Source organism: Cryobacterium suzukii (genome assembly GCF_004403185.1).
Classification (GTDB): Bacteria; Actinomycetota; Actinomycetes; order Actinomycetales; family Microbacteriaceae; genus Cryobacterium; species Cryobacterium suzukii.
On sequence record NZ_SOHJ01000014.1, the window covers coordinates 93,840 to 117,669 of the forward strand.

General features: G+C 65.6%; 21 protein-coding genes. 12 read left to right on the forward strand and 9 right to left on the reverse strand.

What is annotated here, in order from left to right; all coding sequences use genetic code 11:
• Positions 1-8 precede the first annotated feature (8 nt).
• The 3 genes from E3T39_RS14245 to E3T39_RS14255 are packed head-to-tail and all read right to left on the reverse strand — an operon-like array spanning position 9 to position 3,798.
• Positions 9-2,015 (reverse strand): PTS fructose transporter subunit IIABC, encoded by a 2,007-nt coding sequence (locus E3T39_RS14245; protein ID WP_134516448.1) that lies wholly within the window; start codon positions 2,013-2,015, stop codon positions 9-11.
• Positions 2,012-3,013 carry a 1-phosphofructokinase family hexose kinase gene (locus tag E3T39_RS14250; protein ID WP_134516450.1) on the reverse strand — a complete coding sequence of 334 codons (1,002 nt, stop codon included), beginning with the start codon at positions 3,011-3,013 and terminating at the stop codon, positions 2,012-2,014. The genes E3T39_RS14245 and E3T39_RS14250 overlap by 4 nt, the downstream gene beginning before the upstream one ends.
• The gene (locus tag E3T39_RS14255) at positions 3,010-3,798 is read right to left on the reverse strand and encodes a DeoR/GlpR family DNA-binding transcription regulator (protein ID WP_134516744.1); all 789 of its coding nucleotides are present in this window, start codon (positions 3,796-3,798) and stop codon (positions 3,010-3,012) included. The genes E3T39_RS14250 and E3T39_RS14255 overlap by 4 nt, the downstream gene beginning before the upstream one ends.
• 151 nt (positions 3,799-3,949) lie before the next feature.
• Here E3T39_RS14255 and E3T39_RS14260 point away from each other — a divergent pair, with 151 nt between their 5' ends.
• From E3T39_RS14260 to E3T39_RS14280, 5 genes are all read left to right on the forward strand, one after another.
• On the forward strand, positions 3,950-5,131 hold the full coding sequence (locus E3T39_RS14260) for an exonuclease SbcCD subunit D (RefSeq protein ID WP_134516452.1): 1,182 nt from the start codon (positions 3,950-3,952) through the stop codon (positions 5,129-5,131).
• Positions 5,128-8,157 carry an AAA family ATPase gene (locus E3T39_RS14265; RefSeq protein ID WP_134516454.1) on the forward strand — a complete coding sequence of 1,010 codons (3,030 nt, stop codon included), beginning with the start codon at positions 5,128-5,130 and terminating at the stop codon, positions 8,155-8,157. Before E3T39_RS14260 ends, E3T39_RS14265 begins: the two co-directional genes overlap by 4 nt.
• A gap of 146 nt (positions 8,158-8,303) precedes the next feature.
• A complete protein-coding gene (locus tag E3T39_RS14270) occupies positions 8,304-8,846 on the forward strand; it encodes a 5' nucleotidase, NT5C type (protein WP_134516456.1) in 543 nt (180 codons plus the stop codon).
• A gap of 326 nt (positions 8,847-9,172) precedes the next feature.
• Positions 9,173-9,523 carry a hypothetical protein gene (locus tag E3T39_RS14275; protein WP_241979725.1) on the forward strand — a complete coding sequence of 117 codons (351 nt, stop codon included), beginning with the start codon at positions 9,173-9,175 and terminating at the stop codon, positions 9,521-9,523.
• Positions 9,520-9,816 carry a hypothetical protein gene (locus tag E3T39_RS14280; RefSeq protein ID WP_134516458.1) on the forward strand — a complete coding sequence of 99 codons (297 nt, stop codon included), beginning with the start codon at positions 9,520-9,522 and terminating at the stop codon, positions 9,814-9,816. The genes E3T39_RS14275 and E3T39_RS14280 overlap by 4 nt, the downstream gene beginning before the upstream one ends.
• 25 nt (positions 9,817-9,841) lie before the next feature.
• On the opposite strand, the gene E3T39_RS14285 is transcribed toward E3T39_RS14280, so the two are convergent.
• From E3T39_RS14285 to E3T39_RS14300, 4 genes are all read right to left on the reverse strand, one after another.
• Positions 9,842-10,702, reverse strand: coding sequence for an amino acid ABC transporter ATP-binding protein (locus E3T39_RS14285; RefSeq protein ID WP_134516460.1), 861 nt, complete (start codon positions 10,700-10,702; stop codon positions 9,842-9,844).
• A complete protein-coding gene (locus tag E3T39_RS14290; RefSeq protein WP_134516462.1) occupies positions 10,689-11,357 on the reverse strand; it encodes an amino acid ABC transporter permease in 669 nt (222 codons plus the stop codon). The genes E3T39_RS14285 and E3T39_RS14290 overlap by 14 nt, the downstream gene beginning before the upstream one ends.
• Positions 11,358-11,369: 12 nt before the next feature.
• Complete coding sequence (locus E3T39_RS14295) at positions 11,370-12,173, reverse strand: amino acid ABC transporter substrate-binding protein (protein WP_134516464.1); 804 nt, start codon at positions 12,171-12,173, stop codon at positions 11,370-11,372.
• Positions 12,174-12,304: 131 nt separating this feature from the next.
• On the reverse strand, positions 12,305-14,446 hold the full coding sequence (locus E3T39_RS14300; protein ID WP_134516466.1) for a DEAD/DEAH box helicase: 2,142 nt from the start codon (positions 14,444-14,446) through the stop codon (positions 12,305-12,307).
• A gap of 189 nt (positions 14,447-14,635) precedes the next feature.
• Here E3T39_RS14300 and E3T39_RS14305 point away from each other — a divergent pair, with 189 nt between their 5' ends.
• From E3T39_RS14305 to E3T39_RS14325, 5 genes are all read left to right on the forward strand, one after another.
• Entirely contained in the window at positions 14,636-15,385 is a 750-nt protein-coding gene (locus E3T39_RS14305; RefSeq protein ID WP_134516468.1) for a hypothetical protein, read from the forward strand.
• Between the two features lie 171 nt (positions 15,386-15,556).
• A complete protein-coding gene (locus E3T39_RS14310; protein WP_134516470.1) occupies positions 15,557-16,291 on the forward strand; it encodes a hypothetical protein in 735 nt (244 codons plus the stop codon).
• 51 nt (positions 16,292-16,342) lie between these two features.
• Positions 16,343-17,626 carry a M18 family aminopeptidase gene (locus E3T39_RS14315; protein ID WP_134516472.1) on the forward strand — a complete coding sequence of 428 codons (1,284 nt, stop codon included), beginning with the start codon at positions 16,343-16,345 and terminating at the stop codon, positions 17,624-17,626.
• Positions 17,627-17,673: 47 nt separating this feature from the next.
• Positions 17,674-18,312 carry a MerR family transcriptional regulator gene (locus E3T39_RS14320; RefSeq protein WP_134516474.1) on the forward strand — a complete coding sequence of 213 codons (639 nt, stop codon included), beginning with the start codon at positions 17,674-17,676 and terminating at the stop codon, positions 18,310-18,312.
• A 78-nt stretch (positions 18,313-18,390) separates the two neighbouring features.
• Positions 18,391-19,440, forward strand: coding sequence for a hypothetical protein (locus E3T39_RS14325; protein WP_174845142.1), 1,050 nt, complete (start codon positions 18,391-18,393; stop codon positions 19,438-19,440).
• Here E3T39_RS14325 and E3T39_RS14330 read toward each other — a convergent pair.
• Positions 19,417-20,337: an oxygenase MpaB family protein gene (locus E3T39_RS14330; protein ID WP_134516476.1), complete on the reverse strand. Its 921-nt coding sequence runs from the start codon at positions 20,335-20,337 to the stop codon at positions 19,417-19,419. The genes E3T39_RS14325 and E3T39_RS14330 overlap by 24 nt on opposite strands.
• A gap of 142 nt (positions 20,338-20,479) precedes the next feature.
• On the opposite strand from E3T39_RS14330, the gene E3T39_RS14335 reads away from it, so the two are divergent.
• Positions 20,480-21,940 (forward strand): sugar porter family MFS transporter, encoded by a 1,461-nt coding sequence (locus E3T39_RS14335; RefSeq protein WP_134516478.1) that lies wholly within the window; start codon positions 20,480-20,482, stop codon positions 21,938-21,940.
• A 117-nt stretch (positions 21,941-22,057) separates the two neighbouring features.
• Positions 22,058-23,296 carry an exonuclease domain-containing protein gene (locus tag E3T39_RS14340; protein WP_134516480.1) on the forward strand — a complete coding sequence of 413 codons (1,239 nt, stop codon included), beginning with the start codon at positions 22,058-22,060 and terminating at the stop codon, positions 23,294-23,296.
• 135 nt (positions 23,297-23,431) lie between these two features.
• On the opposite strand, the gene E3T39_RS14345 is transcribed toward E3T39_RS14340, so the two are convergent.
• Positions 23,432-23,818: a TraR/DksA family transcriptional regulator gene (locus tag E3T39_RS14345; protein WP_134516482.1), complete on the reverse strand. Its 387-nt coding sequence runs from the start codon at positions 23,816-23,818 to the stop codon at positions 23,432-23,434.
• Between the last annotated feature and the right edge of the window lie 12 nt (positions 23,819-23,830).

A 23,830-nucleotide genomic window follows, 5' to 3' on the forward strand; every position in this document is an offset into this window, starting at 1 on the left:
TGGTCGGATCAGGCGTTGACCATGGCGACTGGAGTGGCCTCAACGGGACGCTTCCGCACGGCGTAGCGCTTGAGCCCGACAACTGCGAACGCCGATACAACAGTACCGATCACAACGGCGAGCAAAAACAACCAGAAGTTGTCGATGGCGAAGAACACGAATACTCCACCGTGCGGCGCCTTGCTCGTGACGTTCCAGGCCATCGAGAGACCGCCGGTGACCGCGGCACCGAGCATGCTGGCCGGAATCACCCGGAAAACGTCGGCGGCGGCGAACGGAATGGCGCCCTCGGAGATGAACGAGGCACCGAGCAGCCAGGCGGCCTTGCCGTTTTCGCGTTCGGCCAGGCTGAACAGCTTCTTGTCGACAGCGGTGGCGAGGGCCATCGCGAGCGGCGGCACCATGCCGGCGGCCATGACCGCGGCCATGATCTGCCATGGCGCCTGGTTGGTAAGGCTTGCAGCGCCGAGGCCGGCGACGGCGAAGGCGTAGGCGACCTTGTTCACCGGGCCACCGAGGTCGAACGCCATCATGAGGCCGAGAATGACGCCGAGAATCACAGCGGATGCTCCGGTCATGCCGTTCAGCCAGGTACCCAGCCCCACGGTCAGTAGCGCAATCGGCCCGCCGAGCACGATGAACATCAGGCCGGAAGCGACGATCGACGCGATCAATGGAATGATCACGACGGGCATGAGACTGCGGAGCCAGCGGGGGACGTTGATCTTCGCAATACTCACGGCCACGACGCCGGCGAGCAGGCCGCCGACGATGCCGCCGAGGAACCCGGCGCCCATGAAGCCGGCGACCGAACCGGCCACGAAGCCCGGGGCGATTCCTGGTCGGTCGGCGATGGCGAAGGAGATATAACCAGCCAGCGCTGGAATCAAAAATGCCATCGACAGGCCGCCGATTTTGGAGAAGACCGCGCCGAGGTAGATGGCCAGTCCACCCTCCGGCAGGTCAAACAGGCTGTTGTTCAGTACGACTGTGTCAGCGATCTTGCCGATTTCGAATCCACCGAGCAGAAAGCCGAGGGCAATGAGCAGGCCGCCGCCGGCAACGAACGGAATCATGTAGCTCACGCCGGTGAGCAGCGCGCGCTTGAGTTTCTGGCCCAGGTGCTCACTCTTCTCTTCGGATGACCCGCCGACGTCCACGGTGCCGCTGACCCGACGCGCGTTCGGATTGAGCGCGGCAGCGAGGGCCTCCTCGATCAAACGGCCGGGTTCGTCGATTCCGCGCTTGACCGGTGCGTTGATGACGGGCAGGCCGGCGAAACGTTCCCGGCCACGCACGTCGACGTCGACGGCGAAAATGACGGCGTCGGCGGCGGCAATGACGGCGGGGTCGAGCGGGGTGAGGCCGGCCGAACCCTGGGTTTCCACCTGCAGATCGACACCGACGGCCTTCGCAGCGGCGACGAGGGAATCGGCGGCCATGTAGGTGTGTGCGATGCCGGTGGGGCAGGCCGTGACCGCGACGATGCGCTTCATGCCGCTCGACGCGGTACCGGTACCGGCATTGGCGTTGTCACCGGACTGGGCACCAGCGGCTACCGGTACCGGGGCGACCACGTTGTTGACGAGGTCAACGATCTGCTGCGTGCTTGACGCATCGCGCAGTGCCGAGGTGAAATCCTTCTTCATGAGCGATCGGGCCAGCTTGGCCAGAATCTTCAGGTGTTCCTGGTCGGCGCCCTCCGGCGCCGCGATGAGAAAGACCAGGTCGGCCGGGCCGTCCTTGGAGCCGAAATCAACCGGGGACGACAGGCGGGCCAGCGCGAGCGTGGGCTCCAGCACGGCCGAGGAGCGGCAGTGTGGGATGGCGAGCCCACCGGGGATGCCGGTGGCCGTCTTCGCTTCGCGGGCGAGGGCATCCGCATAGAGAGCGTCGATCTCGGTGGCCCGGCCCGACGCGACGACGAGCTCGGCCAGGTGCCGAATGACGTCTTTCGGCTCGGTGCCGAGGTTGGTGTCCAGAGCAACGAGCTCCGCGGTAATCAGTGCACTCACTGGTCATCCTCCTTTGGATGTGTGGCCGAAACCGGTCGCAGGGCCGATACGGGGGGCAGCGGCGTCACGGTGACGGCGCCGGGGTTGGTTTGATGCAGGGCGGGAACGGTTGAACCAGGCAGGGATGCTGCTGCGGCGCCGTGGGCAGCTGCCTGGCGCAGGCAGTCGGGAGCACTCGCTCCCGAGTTGCTCTGCAGCAGATAGCCGGCCAGGGCCGAGTCGCCGGCGCCGACGGTGCTGACGGCACGGATCGGGGGAGTCGTGGCAAGCCAGCTTCCCTCTGCGGTGACCAGAACGGCGCCCTTGGCTCCGAGGGTGGCCAGCACGGCGCCGACACCACCGGCGATGAGAACGCGGGCCGCGTCGACGACGAGGTCGGTGTTCGCCTCGAGGGTGTCACCGTCAAACATCCCGCTCAGTTCGGCGAGTTCTTCACCGTTGGGCTTGAGCAGATCGGGGTGGGCCAATGCGGCGGCGGCGAGTGGTCCGCCGGACGAGTCCACGGCCACCTTCGGAGCGCGGCTGCCGAGTCTGGCGCGCAACTCGCGAATGATCCGGGCGTAGAAATCGTCGGGCACTCCGGGCGGTACCGACCCGGCCAGCACGAGCCAGCTGGCACCGACCGACTGCTCCAGCACGAGGTCGATGAGGGCACGCTGCTGTTGAAGGCTCAAAATTGGGCCGGGTTCATTGACTTTGGTCGTCGTGCCGTCGGGTTCGGTGATCGCAACGTTGCTGCGAAGCGGCGCGCCGATCGGCAGGCCGACGTGCGGTACCCCGTGGTTGGCGAGGGCCAGGAGCACCGGGTCGTCGGGGTCGCCCGGCAGAATGGCCAGGGTTGCGATGCCACTCGCTTCGAGGGCGCGGCAGATGTTGACGCCCTTACCGCCGGGCTCGCCGTGAGCGGCGACGGCTCGCTGCACCTCGCCGCGCTCCAGCGGGCCGGCCAACGCGATGGTCCGATCGAGGCTGGGGTTGGGGGTCAGCGTGACGATCATGCGATCACCACGTCGACGTCGGCCGCGGCGAGGGCGGCGGCAAGGTCAGCGGATGGCGCAGCATCCGTTACGAGGGTGTCGATCGCTGCGAGCGCGGCAAAGCAGACCAGCGTCTCCTGGTCGAGCTTGCTGGAGTCGGCGAGCACAATGACGCGACGGGCCGACCGCACGATGGCCGATTTGACGGCCGCTTCGACCGAGTCAGGGGTGCTGAGGCCGAAGGTGGCGCTGACGCCGTTGGCGCCGATGAAGGCGATGTCGGGGCGGAGCGCCCCGAGCTGCGCGACGGTGCCGGCACCGACGATGGCACTGGTCAGGCCGCGTACGCGCCCGCCCAGAATGTGCAGTTGAATTGCCTCGTTGCGGGAGAGCTTGCTGGCGATCGGCACCGCATTCGTGATCACGAGCAACTGGTCGCCGGCAACTGCGGGCGCGTAGCCGCCCAGACGGTCAGCGAGGCGCTCGGTGGTACTGCCGGCATCGAGCACGATCGAACCGGTGCGGCTGGTGGGGATCATGCGCATTGCGGCGTCAGCAATGCGCGACTTCTCGTCGAGACGCTGCGTCTGGCGTTCATCGAGGCTCGGCTCAGACAGGCTCAGGCGGTCGATGGCTACCGCGCCGCCGTGCACGCGACGCAGCTGGCGCGCGGCCTCGAGGGTGTCGAGGTCGCGGCGTACCGTCTCGGCGGTGATGGCGAAACGCGCGGCGAGGTCGGTCACGGTGACTCGACCCTCGGTTGCCACGAGCGCGGCGATCAAGAGTTGACGTTCTTCGGCGAACATGAATGCCTCCGGGCGGTGAGCGAGGTAAGTCACGAAGTTGGTTTCATCGACTTTAGCTGTGTTTGTTTTTGTTTGTCAAGAAAAAAGAAGATAAACAAAGAACTACCGCTGTCGGTCGGCGCTGTCGGTGGGCCCCGGTAGCGTAAATAACATGAAGATTCTGCACACCTCGGACTGGCACATCGGGCGCACCTTCCATACCCATTCCACGCTCGAGCACCTGGGACTCGTGCTGGATGCTCTCGTCGCGGTGGTGGCGGAACGCGCTGTCGACGTGGTGGCCGTGGCGGGCGATGTGTTCGATTCCGCGATGCCCTCAAGAGAGAGCTATGCGCTGCTGACCGACACGTTGCGGCGGTTGAAGGAGGCCGGGGCGTCCGTTGTGATGACGAGCGGCAATCACGACTCGGCGACCCGGCTCGGCTTTCAGTCGGAGTGGGCGGCACTGGCCGGCATCCACGTGGTGACCCGGCCCGAGCAATACACCTCGCCCGTCACCATCACCGACGAGCATGGTCCAGTGCATTTTTACGGCATCCCGTATCTCGAGCCCGCACTCATTCGCCACCTGCACCCGGGGGTATCGCTGAAAACGCACGAACAGGTTCTCGATTTCGCCATGACCCGTATTCGCGACGATCTGGCACTGCGCCGCCTCACGGAGAGCGGCGGCCGCAGCGTCGTACTCTCGCACTGCTTTGCGGCCGGCGTCGCCCCGGCCGCTGAGTCGAGCGATGTTGAGCGCGACATCACCGCCGGCGGACTCGACGTCGTACCGCTCGGGGTTTTCGACGGCTGCGACTACGTCGCCCTCGGCCACATTCACGGGCGGGCCACTCTGACCCAGCGGGTGCGCTACTCCGGAGCGCCGCTGCACTACTCCTTCGCCGAAGCCAGCAAGCCGCGCGGCGCCTGGCTGGTCGAACTCGAAGCCGATGGCCTCGGCCCGATCGAGTGGGTCGACCTGCCCGTTCCGCGCCGGCTCGCGGTTCTTACCGGTGAACTCGCCGATCTGCTCGCTGACGAGGCATACGCCGACAACGAGGGCGACTGGGTGAAAGCCATCATCACCGACCAGGTGCGGCCGCTCGACGCCATGCGCGCACTTCACTCCCGATTTGCGCACGCGGTTGCGCTCGAACACCGGCCTGCGATCACCGTCGAAGCGGATGGCTCGACCTACGCCGAGCGCATTCGCGCGGCCACCGGCGACCCCGAGATTGTGGCGGGTTTTCTGGCGTTCGTGCGAAACGGGGTCGGGCCCAGCGAGTTTGAACGAGCGTTGGTTGCGGAGCTGCTTGCTGAGCAAAATGCCACGGAGGTCAACGCATGAAGATCAAGCGGTTGCGTCTGGCCGGGTTCGGACCGTTCAAGAACGAACAGGTCGTCGATTTTGAACGCTTTGATGCCGACGGAATCTTCCTCATCACCGGCAAAACCGGCGCGGGCAAGTCCAGCATCCTCGATGCCATCAGTTTTGCCCTCTATGACCAGGTGCCGCGATTCTCCGACGTCGCGCCGCGTCTGCGCAGCGATTACTGCGAGCCCGATGATCCCACCTTCGTCGAACTCGACTTCAGCCTGCGCGGGCGCGATTACCGTATCCTGCGCCGCCCGGCCTATGAGCGAGCAAAGATGAACGGTACCGGGACGACCACCGCAGCGCCCACCGCTGTACTGCAGGTTCTACACGGCACCGAATGGCGGGGCCTTGCGGCCAAACCAAAGGCGGTCGGCCTTGAACTGAGCGCGATCCTGCCCTTGAAGGCTGACCAATTCCTCCAGGTGATCCTGCTCGCCCAAAACCGGTTCCAATACTTTCTGCTGGCCAAAACCGATGAACGGCGTGCCGTGCTACGCAGCCTGTTCGGGACCACGCGGTTCGAACAACTGGAAACCGCGCTCGTGCTGCGCCGCAAATCACTCGACGATCGGCTCGCCGACGTACAGCGTGGTGTCGCGCAACAGATCACCGCTGCCATGCATCAGCTTCGGCTTTTGGAAGCACCGGTCGCGCCCGACCTCGGCTGGTTTAGCGACGCGCTGGCCGGCCTGAATAGCGCAGTCGATGTCGCCTCGGCGGAGGCTGCCAGTGCGGCAGTTCGGCTGTCCGCTGCAACCGAGAATCATAGAGCGGCAGCGGAGACTCAGCGACGTCAGGTTCGACGCGTCCTGGCTGACACCGCGCTGGTCGTCCTCGACGGCCGCCACACCGAGATCGAGGCACACCGAGGCACGCTGCTGCGCGCGGCCCGGGCGGCACGGGTCTGGCCGCACATTCGGAGCAGCCGGGCCGCGACTGCCGAATGGCAGACAGCCCTGGCCGATGAAACCACGGCCAGGACCGCATGGTTGCCTTTCGGCGACGGCGACAGCGACGGCGACAGCGACAGCGGCGGCGACGGCGACGGCGGCGGCGACGGCGGCGCCAGTGACAGCGCTTGCGCTTCGCAGCGGGCGCTTCGTCCGATCATGGATGCCCTGGTGGGACGGCTCGGAGCGCTCGCGGAGGTGCTCGCGGAGGAAAAACAGCTCCCTGCCCTGAACCGAGAGATCACGGCCTTGTTCGACGCGCTTGCCGGTCACACCGATGGCCTGACGCGTGCCCAGCAGCGAATCGATGAGCTGCCCCAACAGATAGATTTCATCGGCGAGCAACTCGCTGCGGCGACCCTCGCCGCAGCCGGGGAGAACGAGGCCGCCGAGGCCGTGCGCCGGGCCGAAATCGGGTTAGCGGCCGCCGAAGACGTGGTGGCCTTGCTGAGGGAACTGGCCGGGGCCGGCACGCAGTTACTGGACCGCAGTCGTGACAACGCGGCGGCCGCCGTCGCCTACGAGGCGCTCGTGACCCGCCGGTTCGCTGGGCAGGCGTCTGAACTAGCCAGCCGCCTGGTCGAAGGTGATCCCTGCGCGGTCTGCGGGGCCATTGACCACCCTGCTCCGGCAGCAGCGCAGGGCGAGCTGGTCACCGCAGCCGACCTCAGCACGGCCCGACAGTACATGCAGGGCCGCCAACAGGAACTGGCCGATGCCCAGGAAACCGCGACCTCGCTGACGAATCGTCTCGGGCAGGCGCAGGCGCTGGCCGGGCAGCGAAGCGTCGGTGAGCTGCAAGCCGAGTGCTTTGCCGCCCGTGCCCGGTTGGCTACCGCGCAGACGGCCGCCGACCTTGTCGGCGGGCTTCGGCACGAACAAGCCGACCTTCGGGAGTCCCAGACCACTGCCCAGACCGCACTGTTAGGCCTCCGCGCGGCACGCGATACGGCGGCCGACATTCACAGTGAGCGTTCCGGGCAGCGCGACCTGCTCGTGGCCCGCGTGGGCGCGCAGCGTGGTGGAAGCGATACCGTGACCGATCAGGTACGCGCACTGCAGCAGGAACTGGACTGCGCGCGCAGACTCGACGACGCCCTCGTACTCAGCCAGCAACGCGCGGACGCCCGCGATGCGGCCACTCTCGACCTCGCGAACCAGCTGGCGGAGGAAGCCTTCGATGATGAGGAGACGGCTGCCGGGGCGCGGCTTGACGAGGGCCATGCCATCCAGCTGGCCAACGTCGTACGGTCCTATGACGACCAACGTGCAGCGGCCCTGGCGGCTGTGGCCGATCCTGAGCTGGTCGATCTTCCTTCAGCTCCGATCGATCTCGAGCCGTCCCTGCGAGCCTTCGATGCCGCGAGCACCGCGCGCGATGACGCTGTGAGCTCGCACAGCTCGCTCGCCGAACGTGCCGGCCAGTTGCACGTGATCGTGCGGGAAGTTGCGACGCGATTCGCGGCATCCGCTGACCTGATGGACGAGCACTCTCAGGTGCGTCAGCTGGCCGACGTAATGCAGGGCGACGAACCAAACACGAAACGGATGCGGCTGGAGACTTATGTCCTCGCCGCCCAGCTGGAAGAAATCGTCGTGGCGGCGAACGTGCGGCTGCGCACGATGACAAGCGGACGCTACACCCTCGAACACGATGACTCGCGTGTAAAGGGTGGCGCTCGGTCGGGTCTGGGGCTGGCGATCCGAGATGAGTTCACCGGTCGAGCTCGGCCAACGCATTCTCTGTCAGGTGGCGAGACATTCCTTGCTTCTCTCGCCCTCGCGCTCGGACTAGCCGAGGTGGTGACCGGGCAAGCGGGTGGTATCACCCTCGATACCCTGTTCGTCGATGAGGGCTTCGGCTCGCTCGACGGCGAGACGCTCGAGACGGCCATGAGCACCCTTGACACCCTGCGCGCCGGCGGACGCACGATCGGCCTGATCAGTCACGTTGACTCAATGAAAGAACAGATTCCGGCGACGCTGCGCATCTCGGTCACCGACCAGGGCTACAGCCGAATCGAGGCCGACACTCCCATTACGTGACTCTCCAACAGCCGCAATCGCTCCGCTTAAAGGCCGCGTAGGTCAGTCGATCTGACGAAATGGGGGCTTGGCCATTGCCGATCCGTGGTGAGCCTGTCACGATCGGAGCGTTGCCGCAACGAAGCGAGCCGCGCCAGGGAGCCCGAATGAAAAAGATTCTTTATATCGACCTCGACAACACCCTCGTCAACGTGCAATCGGGAATCGATCGACTCACCAACGCCGAGTACTCTCGCTACGAGAAAAGGCTCGACGAAGTGCCCGGAATTTTCGCCCGCATGGAACCTATCAGCGGTGCCATCGACGCCTTTCACACCCTCGCCCAATCGTTCGACACTTATATTCTCTCGATGGCACCGTGGGGCAACGCGAGTGCGTGGCAACACAAGCTCGAGTGGGTGCAGGAGCACCTCGGAGCGGATGCCGGTGGACCGGCCTACAAGCGTCTCATTCTGTCGCACCACAAACATCTCAATCGCGGCGACTTTCTCGTAGATGATGGATCAGCCGTTGGTGCTGACCGGTTCGAGGGCGAACTGATCAAGTTTCTAACCCCCCTGTTTCCCGACTGGAACACGGTGACGCGCTATCTGCTTGAGCGTGCCGGCTCGCCGTACCCGGGCGCGGCGCGCCGGACCGGGAAGCGACCGGCGCTACAGGGCGGAGCCACTTTTTCTCGAAAGCTGTGACTGTTTCGCTATTCTGATGTCGTTCGACCGGCCACAACCCGCTTGTGTTAATCCCGTAACGGGAAAGTTGGACTCAGCCCTTGAGCGCCCGCGTGTGGCGTTGTATATTAACGTTCGCTTGGACCAGTCCGATTGCCCTGCCGAACGGACTGGTCTTTTCTTGCCTGCTTCACTCGGTCCCGTTTCGTCGCACCATACTTGATCTGGATCTCTTCGCTAGGGGTTTACCCACATGTAAATATGGGGTAATCTCACTTTTAGATTGGCGCGGATCGGCCTCGGTGATTTACCCGGACTGGTGCGGGCCACCAAGTGATCGGGTGAAGATGATGGTGGAACTGAAGAAGATGACGGAACTCAAATCGGATTTCATTCCGATGGGCGAGGTGAGTGCCGATGAGCGCTCGAGAATGGCCTTCGGAAAAGCGGGTGTGCACCGCGACGACCGGTACGCCGTGGCCGTAAACGCCGAGGGTGAGATTCTGCTGACCCCGCTCGTGTCTATCCCGCGCCGTGAGCTTCTGGTCTGGGACGACGAGGGCATCCGCGCCGCCCTGGTACGCGGCCTCGAACACAGCAGCAAGGACGAGACCGCCGAGGGTGGCGACTTCACTCGGTTCGCCGATGAGGAGCACGCGGTCGATGAGTCGGCCGCTCCCGCCGAGCCCCAGTCATGAGTTTTACGCTCCTACTCACGAGGGAAGCGGCATCGGGACTGTCCATTCTCGAAACGAAACCTCAACTGGTCGGTCGACTGAAGCGGGTTCGCACCGCTCTCGGACGGCTTCAGCTCAACCCCGAAGATCCCGCACTGCGCTCGCACAAGTACGTGTCGCTAACCGGTAAAAAGGGCGAGGCTGTCTGGGACTCCTACATCGAGCATCGAACGCCGACCGCCGGCCGCATTTACTGGCACTACGGCCCTGGGCTCGACCGCATCACCGTTGTGATCATCACGCCGCACCCGTAGGTCTTCGCGTGCTGGCTGCTGTGCCCTAGAACGGGTGGAGCAGCCGGTGCAGAAACTGGCGGGTGCGTTCCTGTTGCGGGTGCCGCAGCAACTGTTTCGGCTCGCCATGCTCGACGATGACGCCGCCGTCCACGAAGGCGATCTCGTGTGCGACCTCGCGGGCGAACTCGAGTTCATGTGTGACGATGACCATGCTCCAGCCTTCGTCGGCCAGCTCCTTGATCAGGCGCAGTACATCGCCGACGAGCTCCGGATCGAGGGCCGAGGTCGGCTCGTCGAACAAGAGCAGCTGTGGGCGCAGCGCGAGGGCCCGCACAATGCCGACCCGCTGCTGCTGGCCGCCGGAGAGTTCGAACGGAAAGCTGCCCTGTTTGTCTGTCAGGCCGACCCGCGCTAGCAGGGCGAGCGCCTCGGCCGTGACCTCAGCGGCCGGGCGGCGTTGCACGATGACCGGTCCTTCGATCACGTTCTGCAGCACGGTCTTATGCGGAAACAGGTTGTAGTGCTGAAAAACCATGGCCGACCGGTCGCGCAGGGCGCCGAGCTGTTTCGGCGAGGTCTTCGCAGCGAAGTCAAAGGTCACCGACGCGGACGACGCGGCGCCGCGTCCGGCAGCGGTGCCGCCACCAACCCGGTCAGCAACCAATGCAGCCGCGACCTCGATGGTACCTCCGTCGGGCAACTCCAACCCATTCAGGCAACGCAAAATGGTGGTCTTACCGGAGCCGGACGGCCCGATCAAGGCCAGCACCCGGCCGCGGCCCACCGTGAGGTCCACCGACTCCAGCACCCGGTTGCTGCCGAAACTCTTCTGCAGGCCGCGCACGCGGAGCAGGGGGGCAGCATCCGTTTGGCCGGTTGTAGTGGAGGGATCAGCGGGCGACATAGCGGTCCAATCGCTTCTCAAGAAAACCCTGCCCGGTGGACAGCACCAGGCAGATAATCCAGTAGATGAGCGCTGCTTCGAGGTAGATCAGCATGAACTCGTTACTGAAGGATGCGATCTGCTGAGCCTCACGGAACAGGTCGGTGACCAGAATCAGCGAGGCGAGGGAGGTGTCCTTGACCAGGCTGATGAACGTGTTTGACAGCGGAGGCACCGAGACCCGAGCCGCCTGCGGCAGGATGATGCGGGTTAGGGCCCGACGGTGCGACATGCCGATCATGTAGGCGGCCTCCCACTGGCCCTTAGGCACGGAGAGAATCGCGGCCCGGATGACCTCGGCGGCGTATCCGCCGACGTTGATCGAGAACGCCACGATAGCGCTCGGCCACGGGTCGATGAGCACGCCGACCGAGGGCAATCCGTAGAAGATCACGAACAGCTGTACGAGCAAGGGGGTACCGCGCACGATCGAGATGTAGCCGCGAGCGATGCCCGACAACCAGCGCTTCGTCGATAACCGCATGAGCGCGAGAACGAGAGCGAGCACGAGGCCGATCGCGAACGACATCAGGGCAAGGGGAATCGTGCCCCGCACAGCGCCGTCCACCATCGGCCAGAACGAGCCGAAGAACAACTCCCAATCAGGCTGGATCATCGAATCGTCGGGTTACTGGCTGACGTCGGCGCCGAAGTACTCATCGGAGAGCTCGGCGAGCGTTCCATCGTTGCTGAGGCTTGCCAGAGCCTCGCTCACGGCGTCGGCCAGCGCGGTGCCGTCTTTTGCGAAAGCGAACGCACTCTCGGAGCGCTCCTCGGTCTCGGCCGCGATCTTCAGGTTGTCGGCGTCGTTGGTCTTCTGGTACTCCAGAAAGGTCAGCTTGTCGTTGACCGTGGCATCCACTCGGCCCTGTTCGACCAGGGCGACCGACTGGGCCCAGCCCTCGATGTGCTGCACGTTCGCGCCGCTCTCGGTCGCCAGGGTGTCCCAGTTGCTGGACAGCGACTGCGCCGTCGTCAGGCCGTCGAGGCTCGCGAACGACGTGATCGACGTGTTGTCGGCGAGAACCACGATGACACCGGGGGAGTAGGTATACGGCGTCGAGAACTCGTAAGCCTCCAGGCGCTCCGGGGTCATCGACACCTGGTTGGCGATGGTGTCCCAGCGGCCGGCGGTGAGGCCCGCAAAAATGCCGTCCCACTGGGTTTCTTCAAACACGGCGTCAACGCCGAGCTCGGCGGCAACGGCGCGGGCCACCTCGACGTCGTAGCCGGTGAGTTTGCCCGAACCGTCTTCATGGAACGAGAACGGCCGGTAGGTGCCCTCGGTGCCGATCGTGAGGGTGCCAGAGTCGAGCACACGGCTCAGCGAGTCGTCGGCGGCAGGTGTGCTGTCGCCATTAGAGGCGGAGCAGCCGGCGAGGGTGAGGGCGACGACACTGAGCAGGGCAGCCGGAATGAGTCTGAACTTCATGGAAAGAATCGCCTAACAAGCTAGGTGGGGGTCGTGTCGCCCCCGAATGGTGCGGAGGCCGCGGGTAGCGGCCTGCTTAGATTATCAAGGAGCCGCAAGCCCCAATTATTCCGGTTCAGCTCGATAATGGCCTACGAGCGCAGGGCCAGGGTGAACGGAAGTACCGCCGATACGCCGTGCCGGCGCAGCACGCGCGCAGCCACGGTCAGGGTCCACCGGCTGTCGGCGTGGTCGTCGATCAGCAAAATGGGGCGGCCGGTGAACGGGATGAGTGCCTCAGTCAGCTCGGGGCCGACATCGAAGCGGTCCCACACGCTGGACAGCCGGTAGGCGCTGTTGCCGCCCGGCTCCCCGCTGGGGCCGCCGTTCGCCCAGTCCAGGGTGCCGAGCAGTGGCAACCGACCGACGTCTGCCAACGATCGTGCCACCGAATCGATGATGAGTGGATGCCGCCGCGACGGCATCGAGACGATGGCTGCCGGACGCTCTGCCCACCCCCACTCGGCGAGCACGCGCACACAGGCGGCCAGCATGGCCGGCGAGGCTACGGCATCCGCTGCCTGGGCGTCGAACAGATCACGCAGCGGACCGCCCCAGCCGAGGTCGGTCAGGCGGGCCAGCGCGCGGCCGGGCTCGGCGCGTTCGCCGAGCGCAATTTTGCCGGTGGCCGCGACGCCGAGGCTGCTCATGCCGGTCGGCCACTGCGCACGCACATCGATGGCGACGCCGACGCGATCGAGCGATTGCGTGGCCGTCGCCACGGCTCCCTCTGCCACATCACTCGGATACCAGGCACCCCGGCAATTGTCACAGCGCCCGCACGCCACCGCAGTCTCATCGTCGAGGGCGCGCTGCAGAAACTCCATGCGGCATCCACTGGTGGTTTCAAATTCGAGCATGGCCTGCTGCTCACCGAGCCGGGCAGCCGCGATGCGTTCGTAACGCTCCCCGTCGTAGACCCAGGGCCGCCCGGTGGACTGCCAGCCGCCCTTGACCCGGTGCACCGCGCCGTCGACGTCGAGCACCTTGAGCAGCAGCTCAAGCGGAGTGCGCTTGAGGTCGACCCTGGCTTCGAGCGCCGGTGTGGACAGGGGGACGCCAGCGGCTTCGAGCTCGCCAATCACGGCGAGGGCCTTGGCCTGATTGGGCATTGAGGCGGTGGCGAAATAGTGCCAGATGGCCTCATCTTCGGCGCCGGGCAGCAGCAATACGTCGGCCGAGGCGGTGGCACGGCCGGCGCGACCGACCTGCTGGTAGTAGGCAACGGGGGAGGACGGCGCGCCCAGATGCAGCACAAACCCGAGGTCTGGTTTGTCGAATCCCATTCCGAGGGCGCTCGTGGCGATGAGCGCTTTGACCTGGTTGGTCTTGAGCAACTCCTCGGATTCTTCGCGTTCGGCGGTGTCGGTCTGGCCGGTGTAGGCGCGCACCGCGTGACCCGCCTCGCGCAGCAGCCGAGCGGTGTCTTCGGCGGCCGCCACGGTGAGGGTGTAGATGATGCCGCTGCCGGGCAGTTCGGCGAGGTGGCTGAGCAGCCAGGCCAGGCGGGCGCGCGAATCGGGCAGGCGCAGCACACCCAGCCGCAGCGATGAGCGGGCGAGCGGGCCACGAATGGTGACGACTTCAGCGGTTCCGGCGGTGGCGCCATCGAAGCCGGTGGCGACCATGCCCACCTGCTCCGCGACATCCTGCACGACGCGGCTATTGGCCGTGGCCGTGGTGGCGAGCACGGGCACGCCGGGCGGCATCTGGGCGATCAGGTCGCGCAGGCGGCGGTAGTCCGGGCGAAAATCGTGGCCCCAATCGGAGATGCAGTGCGCCTCATCGACCACGAGCAGGCCGACCCGAGAGATCAAGGCGGGCAGCTGCTCATCGCGGAAAGACGGGTTGTTCAATCGTTCGGGCGACACCAGCAGCACGTCGACCTCGTCGGCGTCGAGCTTCTGAAGCACGTCGCTCCACTCGTGCGCGTTCGACGAGTTGATCGACACCGCCCGCACCCCCGCCCGGGCCGCGGCGGCGACCTGATCACGCATGAGGGCGAGCAGCGGCGAGACCAGGATGGTCGGGCCCGCGCCTTGGCGTCGCAGCAGCAGGGTCGCCACAAAGTACACGGCCGATTTGCCCCACCCGGTGCGCTGCACGACGAGCGCGCGGCGGCGGTGGTCGACCAGGGTTTCGATGGCCTCGAACTGTCCGTCATGCCAGGAGGCGTCGGCTCGCCCCACGAGGGGGCGCAGAATGGCCAGAGCGGATGCGCGGGTGTCGGTCATCCTTCAAGGGTGCCAGATGCCACCGACATCCCTGTTCCGCACTCAGCTTGTCCCTGGCCGGCAAAAATCGACACGTGTGCCCGGAGGATCCATTTTGCTCAGCCGACTTTGCGCGTACTGTTCAGGGCAGCTTGACCGTGACCGGCTCGCCATTCCTGCCAGCGCGGAACTTGGCCGGAGGAGTGCACCATGAGGGCAAGCAGCGCGGCGCCGACGCAGACAGAGGTGGCCGGAACCATCGATCGGGGAGCGCTGCGTGCGGGGGGACTAGCCGCCCTGATCGCCGGGCTCGGCGGCATCGTGTGGTTCATTCTCGAGCTTCTGCCGCCGGCTTTCGGTTTCGACGATATCGACAACCCCGCTGTGAGCCTGGATTATCTGCGTCAATATCCGCAGTTTTATCCCCTGGCCGGGGTCGTGCTTTTCATCATGGCTATCGCGTTCGTCGTGGCGAGTTTCGCCGTCTCAGATGCGCTGGCACCACATGCCAGCAGTATCACTCGCCGGAGCCTGAGCGCGCTCGGCATCTTGTCGGCTGCATTCTTGGTCATGCACGGGGTTCTGCGGGAGTCCATGGGACCGTTGCTCTACGTCGACGGGCTGAACAGGGCATGGGGTGAGTCGGCCTACCTCGCCATTCTGATGTTGGGAACCCATGGTTTTGCGCAAGCAAGTCTCCTGACGCTCTGTGTCTGGGTTGTGGGGGTCAGTGTCGCCGGGGTACGCTCCCACGCCCTTCCGATCTGGTTGTGCGTACTGGGAATCATCACCGGCCTTCGGCTCGTGACACTGATCGCTGGTCCGTTGCTGACGGCGACAAGCGTCTCTCTGCCCGAGATTTTCTGGCTTGGCTCTGTGGCTCTGATCCCGCTGGGGATGCTGTGGTGGCTTGGGCTCGGCGCTGTGCTGCTGGTCAAATCCCGCGCCTACCACGACTAGCGACCGGCAATCCGGTTGCCAGCCACCTGCCCTGCGCAACCTACCGAAACAGCGTGGCTCCACTGCGTGTATTTGGCATTTATGGGGCGCATACCGGCGCGGGCTGGGCTTACGCTGCGTGTCGCAGCACTTTCGTCGCCTTCGAGCGGGATCGCTCAGTAGGCTCGGTGGGTGAACGTGATTCAGGAGATCGAAACGCGGCTGCCGGAACAGGCCGTTGTCGGTTTTCGCCGACTCATCGGGCAGGCACGGGTGAAAGATCCGATCCTGCTGCAGGAGCGCGCCATGGCCCGCATGGTGGCCCCGGCGCAGTGGATTCTGACCCGGGTCGGGGCCGACGGCATCCGTTTGACCAAGGCGGGACATCTGCCGCCGGCGGTCGTCCTTGAAGCATCGGCCGAGCTCGACTGGGGCTGGCCGATCAGCGTGAACCGCGAGGCGCACCTGCGTCCGTTGCAGGAACTGCGCGGCCACCTGCGCGACGTCGGGCTGCTGCGAGTCAGCAAGGGGATGCTCGTGCTCACCAAGAAGGGCAGCTCGCTCTCCGGCGCCCCCCGCGAACTCTGGTGGCATCTCGCCGGCACCATTCACCACAGCCGTACCCCGGCCGTGGGTGACGCCACCCGCCTGTTGCTGCTGTTTGTCGCGACCCGCAGCCTGGCCCGCCGCGAGGACTACCTCGCGACCCTGTCGCGCGCGCTCGGTTCTCTCGGCTGGGTGCAGTCCGACGGCCAGGAACCAACGACGCAGTCGGTCTGGCACGTCGTCGACATCAAGTGGCGCCTGCTCGACCGACTCGGGGTGTTCGAGCAGACCGAGGAATGGCACGGTGACCGCGGCACGGTGACCGTCGGCGGCGCCGCCTTCGCGCGGGCCGCGTTGCAGTCCGACGCGCCCGCCGAGTAGGAGCACGCCGGGCGGCATCCGCTGCCCCCGCGCGGGTGGTTGGATGGGTGAATGGACGCCACACTCGACTACATCGCCGATTTTTCCGCTTTTCTGCAAGCATCACCGTCGTCGTACCACGCCGCTGCAGAAGTGGCCCGGCGGCTGGATGCGGCCGGCTTCACCCGGCGGGACGAGTCGGAGAACTGGACGATCGACGAGGCCGCTGGCCACTACGTCGTGCGCGATGGCGCCGTCATCGCCTGGTCGCAGCCGACTGGCGCTGGGCCGACGACACCGTTTCGCATTCTCGGCGCCCACACCGACTCCCCGGGTTTCAAGCTCAAGCCGAAGCCCACGATCGGCTCGCACGGCTGGCTGCAGGCTGGAGTCGAGGTCTACGGCGGGCCGCTGCAGAACTCATGGCTGGACCGTGAGCTCGAACTTGCTGGCCGGCTGGTCACGCGTGACGGTACCGAACGCCTCGTGCGCACGGGGCCGTTTTTGCGGATTCCGCAGCTCGCCGTGCACCTCGACCGCGAGGTGAACAACGGCCTGACCCTCGACCGGCAGCGCCACCTCACGCCCGTCTTCGGTGTCGGCGATCCGTCCGAGGCCGACCTGGTCGCCCACCTGGCCGGCTTGGCCGGGATTCGGGCAGCGGATGTCGCCGGTTACGATATTCTCACCGCCGACACCAACCCGCCGGCGACCTTCGGTCTCGGCGACGAACTGTTCGCCGCCGGCCGCCTCGACAATCTCTCGTCGGTCTACGCGGGCCTGCACGCGCTCATCGCGACCAGTCATCCGGCAACGGGGGGTTCGATCAGCGTGCTCGCGGCCTTCGACCATGAAGAGCTCGGTTCGGAGTCCCGTTCTGGGGCGAGCGGCCCGTTCTTGGACGACATTCTCACCCGCATCGGTCACGGCCTCGGCGCGACCGGGTCGAATCGGTTGCGAGCCTACGCCGAGTCGTGGTGTCTCTCCGCTGACGCCGGCCATGCCGTGCACCCGAACTATCCCGAGCGCCACGATCCGGCCAATCAGCCCATTCTCGGCGGCGGCCCGCTACTGAAAATCAATGCCAACCAGCGTTACGCGACGGATGCCCATGGCGCCGCCCTGTGGGCGCGCACGTGCGCCCAGGCGAACGTGGACTACCAGGAGTTCGTCTCCAGTAACACGGTTCCCTGCGGTTCGACCATCGGACCGCTGACCGCGACGCGGCTGGGCATCCGCGTGGTCGACGTGGGTGTGCCGCTGCTGTCCATGCATTCCGCGCGGGAACTGTGCCACGTCAACGATCCGCAAGCGCTAGCGGCTGCGACCGCGGCCTTCTTCGCACCCGAGGTCTAATCCGCTCACTATAGACACCGTGACTATCGGATAGTTACACTATCCATATGAAGATGGCCGAGTTGAGTGCGGTGAGCGGGGTTCCCGTCGCCACCATCAAGTTCTACCTGCGCGAAAACCTGCTCGCGTCGGGGGAGCGCACTGCGCCCAACCAGGCGGATTACGGCCCTACGCACGTCGCCCGCCTGCGCCTGATCCGCAGCCTGATCGAGGTGGGCGGCCTGGCGGTCGCCGACGCCCGCGAGGTGCTCGCCGCCATTGACTCCGACCTGCCCCTGCAAGACACTTTCGCGATCGCACAGCGCACGGTGTCGGAACATATCGACCCAGACGGAATCGACCGCCGAGCGCTTGATCGAATTGACGCGGTTCTCAACGGATGGCTCGTTTCCGCCGAGAATCCCGGTCGCCTGGCCGCCGCGCGGGTTATCGAGTCCCTCGATGAGGTCGGTCAACTGGATGCCCGCGGCTGGATCGACCGCTACGCGCACGCTGCTCTCCTGGTCGCCGAAGCCGATATCGACGAGATCGCCGCCCTCTCCGACCGGGCCGCCCAGGCCCAGACCGTTGTCGTGGGAACAGTGCTCGGCGACACCCTGTTCGCGGCACTACGCCGCGCCGCCCAGGAGCACGTCTCCGCCCTGCGCTATTCCGCCGTTCCTCGCGCCACCACCCAGACCCCGTAGCACCGCCCACTCCCGAAACCGAGTCGCCCCAGAACCCGGACCGTCCGCCCCGAAACCCTTCTGACTGAAGGAGCTATCATGTTCCGCACCAGCACTTCTACCGCCGCCACCTCACAGTCCGGTGAACTCCCCGCCAGCGTCGCCTGGCATCGTCCGCTGCTCGCGGTCGCCGCCGCCATGGCGGTTCTTGCGATCGTGAGCAGCATCGGGCTGGTCGTCGATCACCGTGAGGTGACCGGCCTTCCACTCTGGACCAAACCGCTCAAATTCGCGCTGTCCATCGTGATCTACAGCGTCACCCTGGCCTGGCTGATCGGCCTCGTCCGGCGCGGACGACGCTTGGCCTGGTGGGCCGGCACGATCAGTGCCGTGCTCCTCCTGGTGGAAATGGTCGCGATCGTCGGGGCCGCCGCGGGCGACACGACGAGCCATTTCAATGTCTCCACATCGTTTCAGGCCGCGATCTGGGGCATCATGGCGGTGTCGATCGTCACCGTCTGGTTCGCGGCGATGGTCGTCGCCGCGCTGCTCGTGTTCGGCGGGCGACATGGCGGCGCCGCCCTCGGCGACCGCGCGCGCACCGTCGCCATCCGCTCGGGAATTGTGATCGCCGTCATCGGAATGGGCCTCGCCTTTCTCATGACCAGCCCAACCGCGGCCCAGCTCGACAATTTCCAGGGCATCGCCGGCGCCCATACCGTTGGCTTGGCCGACGGCGGCCCGGGTATCCCCGTTCTCGGCTGGAGCACGGTGGCCGGCGACCTGCGCATTCCCCACTTCGTCGGCATGCACGCCCTGCAGCTGATTCCGCTCGCGGCCGTGGTGCTCGAACTGCTCATGAAACGGATGCCAATACTCCGGCCCGAACGCACCCGCGTCGCGATCGTGATCACGTTTACCGCCCTCTACAGCGGCATTCTTCTCCTGCTCACCTGGCAGGCGCTGGCCGGTGAATCCATCGTGCGCCCGAGCGCGCTCACGATCATCGTCGCTACCATCCTGTATCTGAGCGCCGCGTTCGCCATCACGATGTTTTTGGCGCTGGGCGTGCGGGGTCGGGCCCAGCGTGGGCAGAAGGCGCTGTCGATCGCGGAACCCGCAAACTCACGGTCCGCTGGGGTGCTCTAGCTGTTCCGTTGCGGCGATGCGCGCGAGCCGCACCCGGGCGGCATCCTCCGAGGTCGACGAAGGGCCCAGTAGAGAGCGCACGATACCGAGGACCAGTCGGGTAGTCCAGATCGTTGGCAGGAGGGATCGTTTTAGGCCGAGCATGTCGCGATACTCGCGGGGGATCGACGCCACGGCGCCGGCGAACATGATGCGGTAGAACGGCAGCATTCCGCGGCTGAGCGGTGGGTAGCGGATGAACCGCACCGCTTCGGCCACGCGGGCGTCACTCTTGAGAGTTCCGGCACTGCGAAAAGCCTCAAGCTGTGCGGCCAGTTCGGCCGCCGAGTGTGGGGCGTCCTGCACGCCGATGAGCTCCCCGGCGATCGCCCATTCGTCGACGTAGCGGTCGGCGCCACCGGGAATGGCGTCGCCCCAGAGCAGGTGCGACTGCAGAAAAGCATCGGTGAAGACAACGTGCACCCACGATAGAAGGTCGGGATCGTCTGCGGAATAGGGACGTTCCTCGCCCCGCGCATCAAGATAGGTGCCGCTCACACGCTCGTGAAAGTACGCGACCCTTCCCGATTCCCGCTTGGCGACGACGGTGTCGGCGAAGGTCACCGTGATGAGCCACTGGATGGTGCCGGAGAGGCGTCCGAGCGGGTCTTCGTGGTAGCGCGACCAGTCGTGCACGCCGGCCATGGCACCCGGGTGCAGGGTTTGCATGAGCAGCGCGCGAATGCCGGCAACCATAGTCGCCATACCACCGTGCACGGTCCAGACCGCGCTTCCCGGGCCGAAGAAGCCAGCGTCATCTCCCGTGACAATCTGGCCGACCCATTTGGGTCGCCCCTCGCTGTTCCCCGAGAGGGTAACCAAGAGGTGCGAGCGCCAGCTGTCCGTGAATCTCCCCATCTTCGGATGGTAGCCCCGCCTCGCTGGACGCGCGCCGTACGCGGCTGCCAGTCTGACGCACACCCGATTATTTGCCTGCCCGGCGCGGCATCCGCTGACACCCGAAGTAGGCTAGTCAGGTGATCAATCGATACCCAGCACGATGAACGCGTCCACGAAGCCGACTGACCTCGCACCCGGATCGAACAGAAAAGTCATCGCGCTGGCCGTCGCCGGTGCTCTCGGCGGATTTCTATTCGGGTTCGACTCCTCGGTTATTAACGGGGCCGTCAACGCGGTTCAGGAGGAATTCGGGCTGAACGCTACCCTCACCGGTTTCGCGGTGGCCTGCGCGCTGCTCGGCGCGGCAGCCGGTGCGTTCTTCGGGGGCCGCTTCGCCGACCGCTACGGGCGCATTCCCATGATGGTGCTCGGCGGCGTGGTGTTTCTGGTCAGCTCGATCGGCTCAGGTTTCGCGTTCGGCGTCGTTGACCTGATCATCTGGCGAATCATCGGCGGGCTCGGTATCGGTCTCGCATCTGTCGTCGCACCGGCTTATATCGCTGAAATTTCACCGCGGCACATGCGCGGACGACTCGGCTCCCTCCAACAGCTTGCGATCACGCTCGGTATCTTCACCGCGCTACTCTCCGACGCCGTTTTCGCCGAGAGTGCGGGCGGAGCCGCCGGCGAGTTCTGGTTCGGACTGGAAGCCTGGCGCTGGATGTTCCTCGCCGGCGCCGTGCCGGCCGTCGTCTATGGCGGCATCGCATTCATCCTGCCGGAATCCCCGCGTTTCCTCATTCTCAAAGACAAAGAAGCGGATGCCCGCGCCGTGTTCACCCGCCTCTGGCCGAGCGGGGACGTCGACCGGGAGATTCGCGACATGCGTCGCTCGATCGAGGTCGATGCGCGGTCGCAGAAGTCTGGGTCTCTGCGAGGCAGTACCTTCGGGCTCAAGCCCATTGTCTGGGTCGGCATCATTTTGTCGGTGTTCCAGCAGTTCGTCGGTATCAACGTGATCTTCTACTACTCGACCACCCTGTGGAGCGCGGTGGGCTTCGAGGAATCGAACTCGCTGACCATCTCGGTGATCACCTCGGTGACCAACATTCTGGTCACCCTCGTCGCAATCGCCCTGGTCGACCGGATCGGCCGGCGGCCGATCCTATTGGCCGGCTCCATCGGCATGACGGTGTCGCTGGCAACGATGGCGGCGGCGTTCAGCCAGTCGGTCACGGTCGACGGCGCGCTCAGCCTGCCGGGCGCCTGGGCGCCGATCGCGCTCGTTGCCGCAAACCTGTTCGTGATCTCCTTCGGAGCCTCGTGGGGACCGGTGGTGTGGGTGCTCCTCGGGGAGATGTTCCCCAACTCGATTCGCGCCAAGGCCCTCGGGCTGGCCGCAGCCGCCCAATGGATCGCAAACTTCTTGATCACGGTCAGCTTTCCGCCGATGGCGGATGCTTCTCTGCCCATCACCTACGCACTGTACGCCCTGTTCGCCGGACTGTCCTTCTGGTTCGTGCTGCGTAAGGTACCCGAAACCAATGGGATGTCGCTGGAGGAAGCAGACACTCTGTTACCCCCGAAGAACTCGGCGCGGAAGGCCACCTCCGCCAGCTAGGCATTTAAGCACTCGTACTTAAACAGTGCGCGGCGATACCCACAAGCCCCCGAACGGGCTGTCGCGATGCGATCGGTTTGTGGATAACTTCACAGGACAAGATTGTGGAGTGTGACCATGCCCGAACGTGGATACGCCGTTATAAGTTTGAAAACTACTGGACTGTTCCCGTATCAACGGGATCGGGTCGTCGAGGTCGCAGTGGTGCACCTCGACGAGGGTGGTCACATTGCTGCGCGCTGGGAAACCGTTGTGAACCCCGGAAGCAACGCCGGGGACGTGGCGATTCACGGCGTCAGCACGGCCGAACTCCTGCGCGCGCCGACGTTCGAGCAGATTGCACCGCGCCTGGTCGACCTGCTTCGTGGCCGAGTATTGGTGACGCACAACGCCCAGTTCGTCACCGGATTTCTCATGCGCGAGTTCGAGCTGATTGGTTATGCTCCCGGCCGTGGACTTGAGGCCGTCTGCACCATGCACCTGGCCCGCACCTATCTGCCGGGGGCTGGTCGGCTGCTGGTCGATTGTTGTGCTGCCTACGACATCGAAATCGAGCCCGGACCGGGCGCCCTGGTGCAGGCCGTGGCCTGTGCGAGCCTTCTGGCCGCCTACGTGCACGGTTCGCCCAGCGTCGCACCGTGGATCAACGCTCTCGACCGCGCCGAGCGATCCGCCTGGCCGAGACTCGCCGCTGCCACCGACGCAGAGTGGGTGCAGCGCGACCCGTCAATACCTGAGGAGACGGAGGCGACGCCGAGCTTCCTGGCCCGGGCGGCCGTGAAACTCCCCGACTACACCGGCCCCGAGGAACACCTCGACTACCTGGCCCTGCTTGATTTGTGCCTGCTCGATCATGTTCTCTCGGCTCAGGAAACACGTGAACTTCGGGTCCTGTCCGAATTTTGCGGCATCAGTGCCACGGATTGCACGGCGCTGCATCGCCGGTACTTTGAGGACCTCGTGCGGGTTGCCTGGTCGGGCGAAGCTCTCAGCGTCGCGGATTCCGCTGATCTGATCGCGGTTGCCCGCATGCTCGATATCGCTCCAGACGTCGTTGCCGCAGCACTGGCGGCACCCGCTTCGGTGGTACAGCTACCGATCATTTCGATCGACACCGTGCTGCTGGAGCAGGGCGACATAGTCGTGCTCACCGGTGACATGGCGCGTGCCCGCTCCGACTGGGGCCGGGAACTGGTCGCACGGGGGTTGTCCCTGGGTACGGCGGTCACCCTGCGCACTCGGCTTCTCGTTGCCGCCGACCCCGCTTCGATCACCGGCAAGACCGGCAAGGCGCGGGACTACGGCATTCCGATCGTCTCCGAATTCGGCCTGCGCTCTCTCATCGGAGTGCGCTGACCGCGTCTATTCGTGGTGTGAGCCGAAGCCGGCCGATATTTTCTCACGCGGCCGAACTGCCAGGCGGCGAGGGCGATGATCCAGGCGAGGGCCAACGTGGCGACCACCGCAAAACCTACGTTCCCCGGGTCGGCACTAACGCCGGCGCGGGGCGACCTTCTCGGCGCACATCATGCAGAGGTCGGCGGCCGGTTTGATCTCCAGTCGGCCCTCGGGGATGCGCTCACCGCAGTGTACGCACAGGCCGAAGGTGCCGTCGACGATGCGCTGCAGAGCCCGATCGATGGCCGCGAGCTCTTCGACGGCCTCACCCTGGAACCTCGACATGCGTGACCATTCGGTGCGCAGCGAGGAGGCCTCAGCGTCGTGGGCGCCATCGGCCGAGCCGTCGCTGCGGGAACTCTGCACGCGGGCATTGGTGTCGGCGAGGCGCTGGGACTCGACGGTCAGTTCGCGGCGGCGTTCAGCGAGAGCGGTCTCGAAGGCGTGCAGTTGTGCGGGGTCAAAGGGAGAAACGGTCATGTTCCATGGTCC

What these genes read in the sequence shown, in the direction of transcription:
- E3T39_RS14250 (WP_134516450.1), bottom strand. Translation starts at nt 3,013, where the DNA reads ATGATCGTCACGCTGACCCCCAACCCCAGCCTCGATCGGACCATCGCG.
- E3T39_RS14255 (WP_134516744.1), bottom strand. Translation starts at nt 3,798, where the DNA reads ATGTTCGCCGAAGAACGTCAACTCTTGATCGCCGCGCTCGTGGCAACC.
- E3T39_RS14260 (WP_134516452.1), top strand. Translation starts at nt 3,950, where the DNA reads ATGAAGATTCTGCACACCTCGGACTGGCACATCGGGCGCACCTTCCAT.
- E3T39_RS14265 (WP_134516454.1), top strand. Translation starts at nt 5,128, where the DNA reads ATGAAGATCAAGCGGTTGCGTCTGGCCGGGTTCGGACCGTTCAAGAAC.
- E3T39_RS14270 (WP_134516456.1), top strand. Translation starts at nt 8,304, where the DNA reads ATGAAAAAGATTCTTTATATCGACCTCGACAACACCCTCGTCAACGTG.
- E3T39_RS14275 (WP_241979725.1), top strand. Translation starts at nt 9,173, where the DNA reads ATGATGGTGGAACTGAAGAAGATGACGGAACTCAAATCGGATTTCATT.
- E3T39_RS14280 (WP_134516458.1), top strand. Translation starts at nt 9,520, where the DNA reads ATGAGTTTTACGCTCCTACTCACGAGGGAAGCGGCATCGGGACTGTCC.
- E3T39_RS14285 (WP_134516460.1), bottom strand. Translation starts at nt 10,702, where the DNA reads ATGTCGCCCGCTGATCCCTCCACTACAACCGGCCAAACGGATGCTGCC.
- E3T39_RS14290 (WP_134516462.1), bottom strand. Translation starts at nt 11,357, where the DNA reads ATGATCCAGCCTGATTGGGAGTTGTTCTTCGGCTCGTTCTGGCCGATG.
- E3T39_RS14295 (WP_134516464.1), bottom strand. Translation starts at nt 12,173, where the DNA reads ATGAAGTTCAGACTCATTCCGGCTGCCCTGCTCAGTGTCGTCGCCCTC.
- E3T39_RS14300 (WP_134516466.1), bottom strand. Translation starts at nt 14,446, where the DNA reads ATGACCGACACCCGCGCATCCGCTCTGGCCATTCTGCGCCCCCTCGTG.
- E3T39_RS14305 (WP_134516468.1), top strand. Translation starts at nt 14,636, where the DNA reads ATGAGGGCAAGCAGCGCGGCGCCGACGCAGACAGAGGTGGCCGGAACC.
- E3T39_RS14315 (WP_134516472.1), top strand. Translation starts at nt 16,343, where the DNA reads ATGGACGCCACACTCGACTACATCGCCGATTTTTCCGCTTTTCTGCAA.
- E3T39_RS14320 (WP_134516474.1), top strand. Translation starts at nt 17,674, where the DNA reads ATGAAGATGGCCGAGTTGAGTGCGGTGAGCGGGGTTCCCGTCGCCACC.
- E3T39_RS14325 (WP_174845142.1), top strand. Translation starts at nt 18,391, where the DNA reads ATGTTCCGCACCAGCACTTCTACCGCCGCCACCTCACAGTCCGGTGAA.
- E3T39_RS14330 (WP_134516476.1), bottom strand. Translation starts at nt 20,337, where the DNA reads ATGGGGAGATTCACGGACAGCTGGCGCTCGCACCTCTTGGTTACCCTC.
- E3T39_RS14335 (WP_134516478.1), top strand. Translation starts at nt 20,480, where the DNA reads ATGAACGCGTCCACGAAGCCGACTGACCTCGCACCCGGATCGAACAGA.
- E3T39_RS14340 (WP_134516480.1), top strand. Translation starts at nt 22,058, where the DNA reads ATGCCCGAACGTGGATACGCCGTTATAAGTTTGAAAACTACTGGACTG.
- E3T39_RS14345 (WP_134516482.1), bottom strand. Translation starts at nt 23,818, where the DNA reads ATGACCGTTTCTCCCTTTGACCCCGCACAACTGCACGCCTTCGAGACC.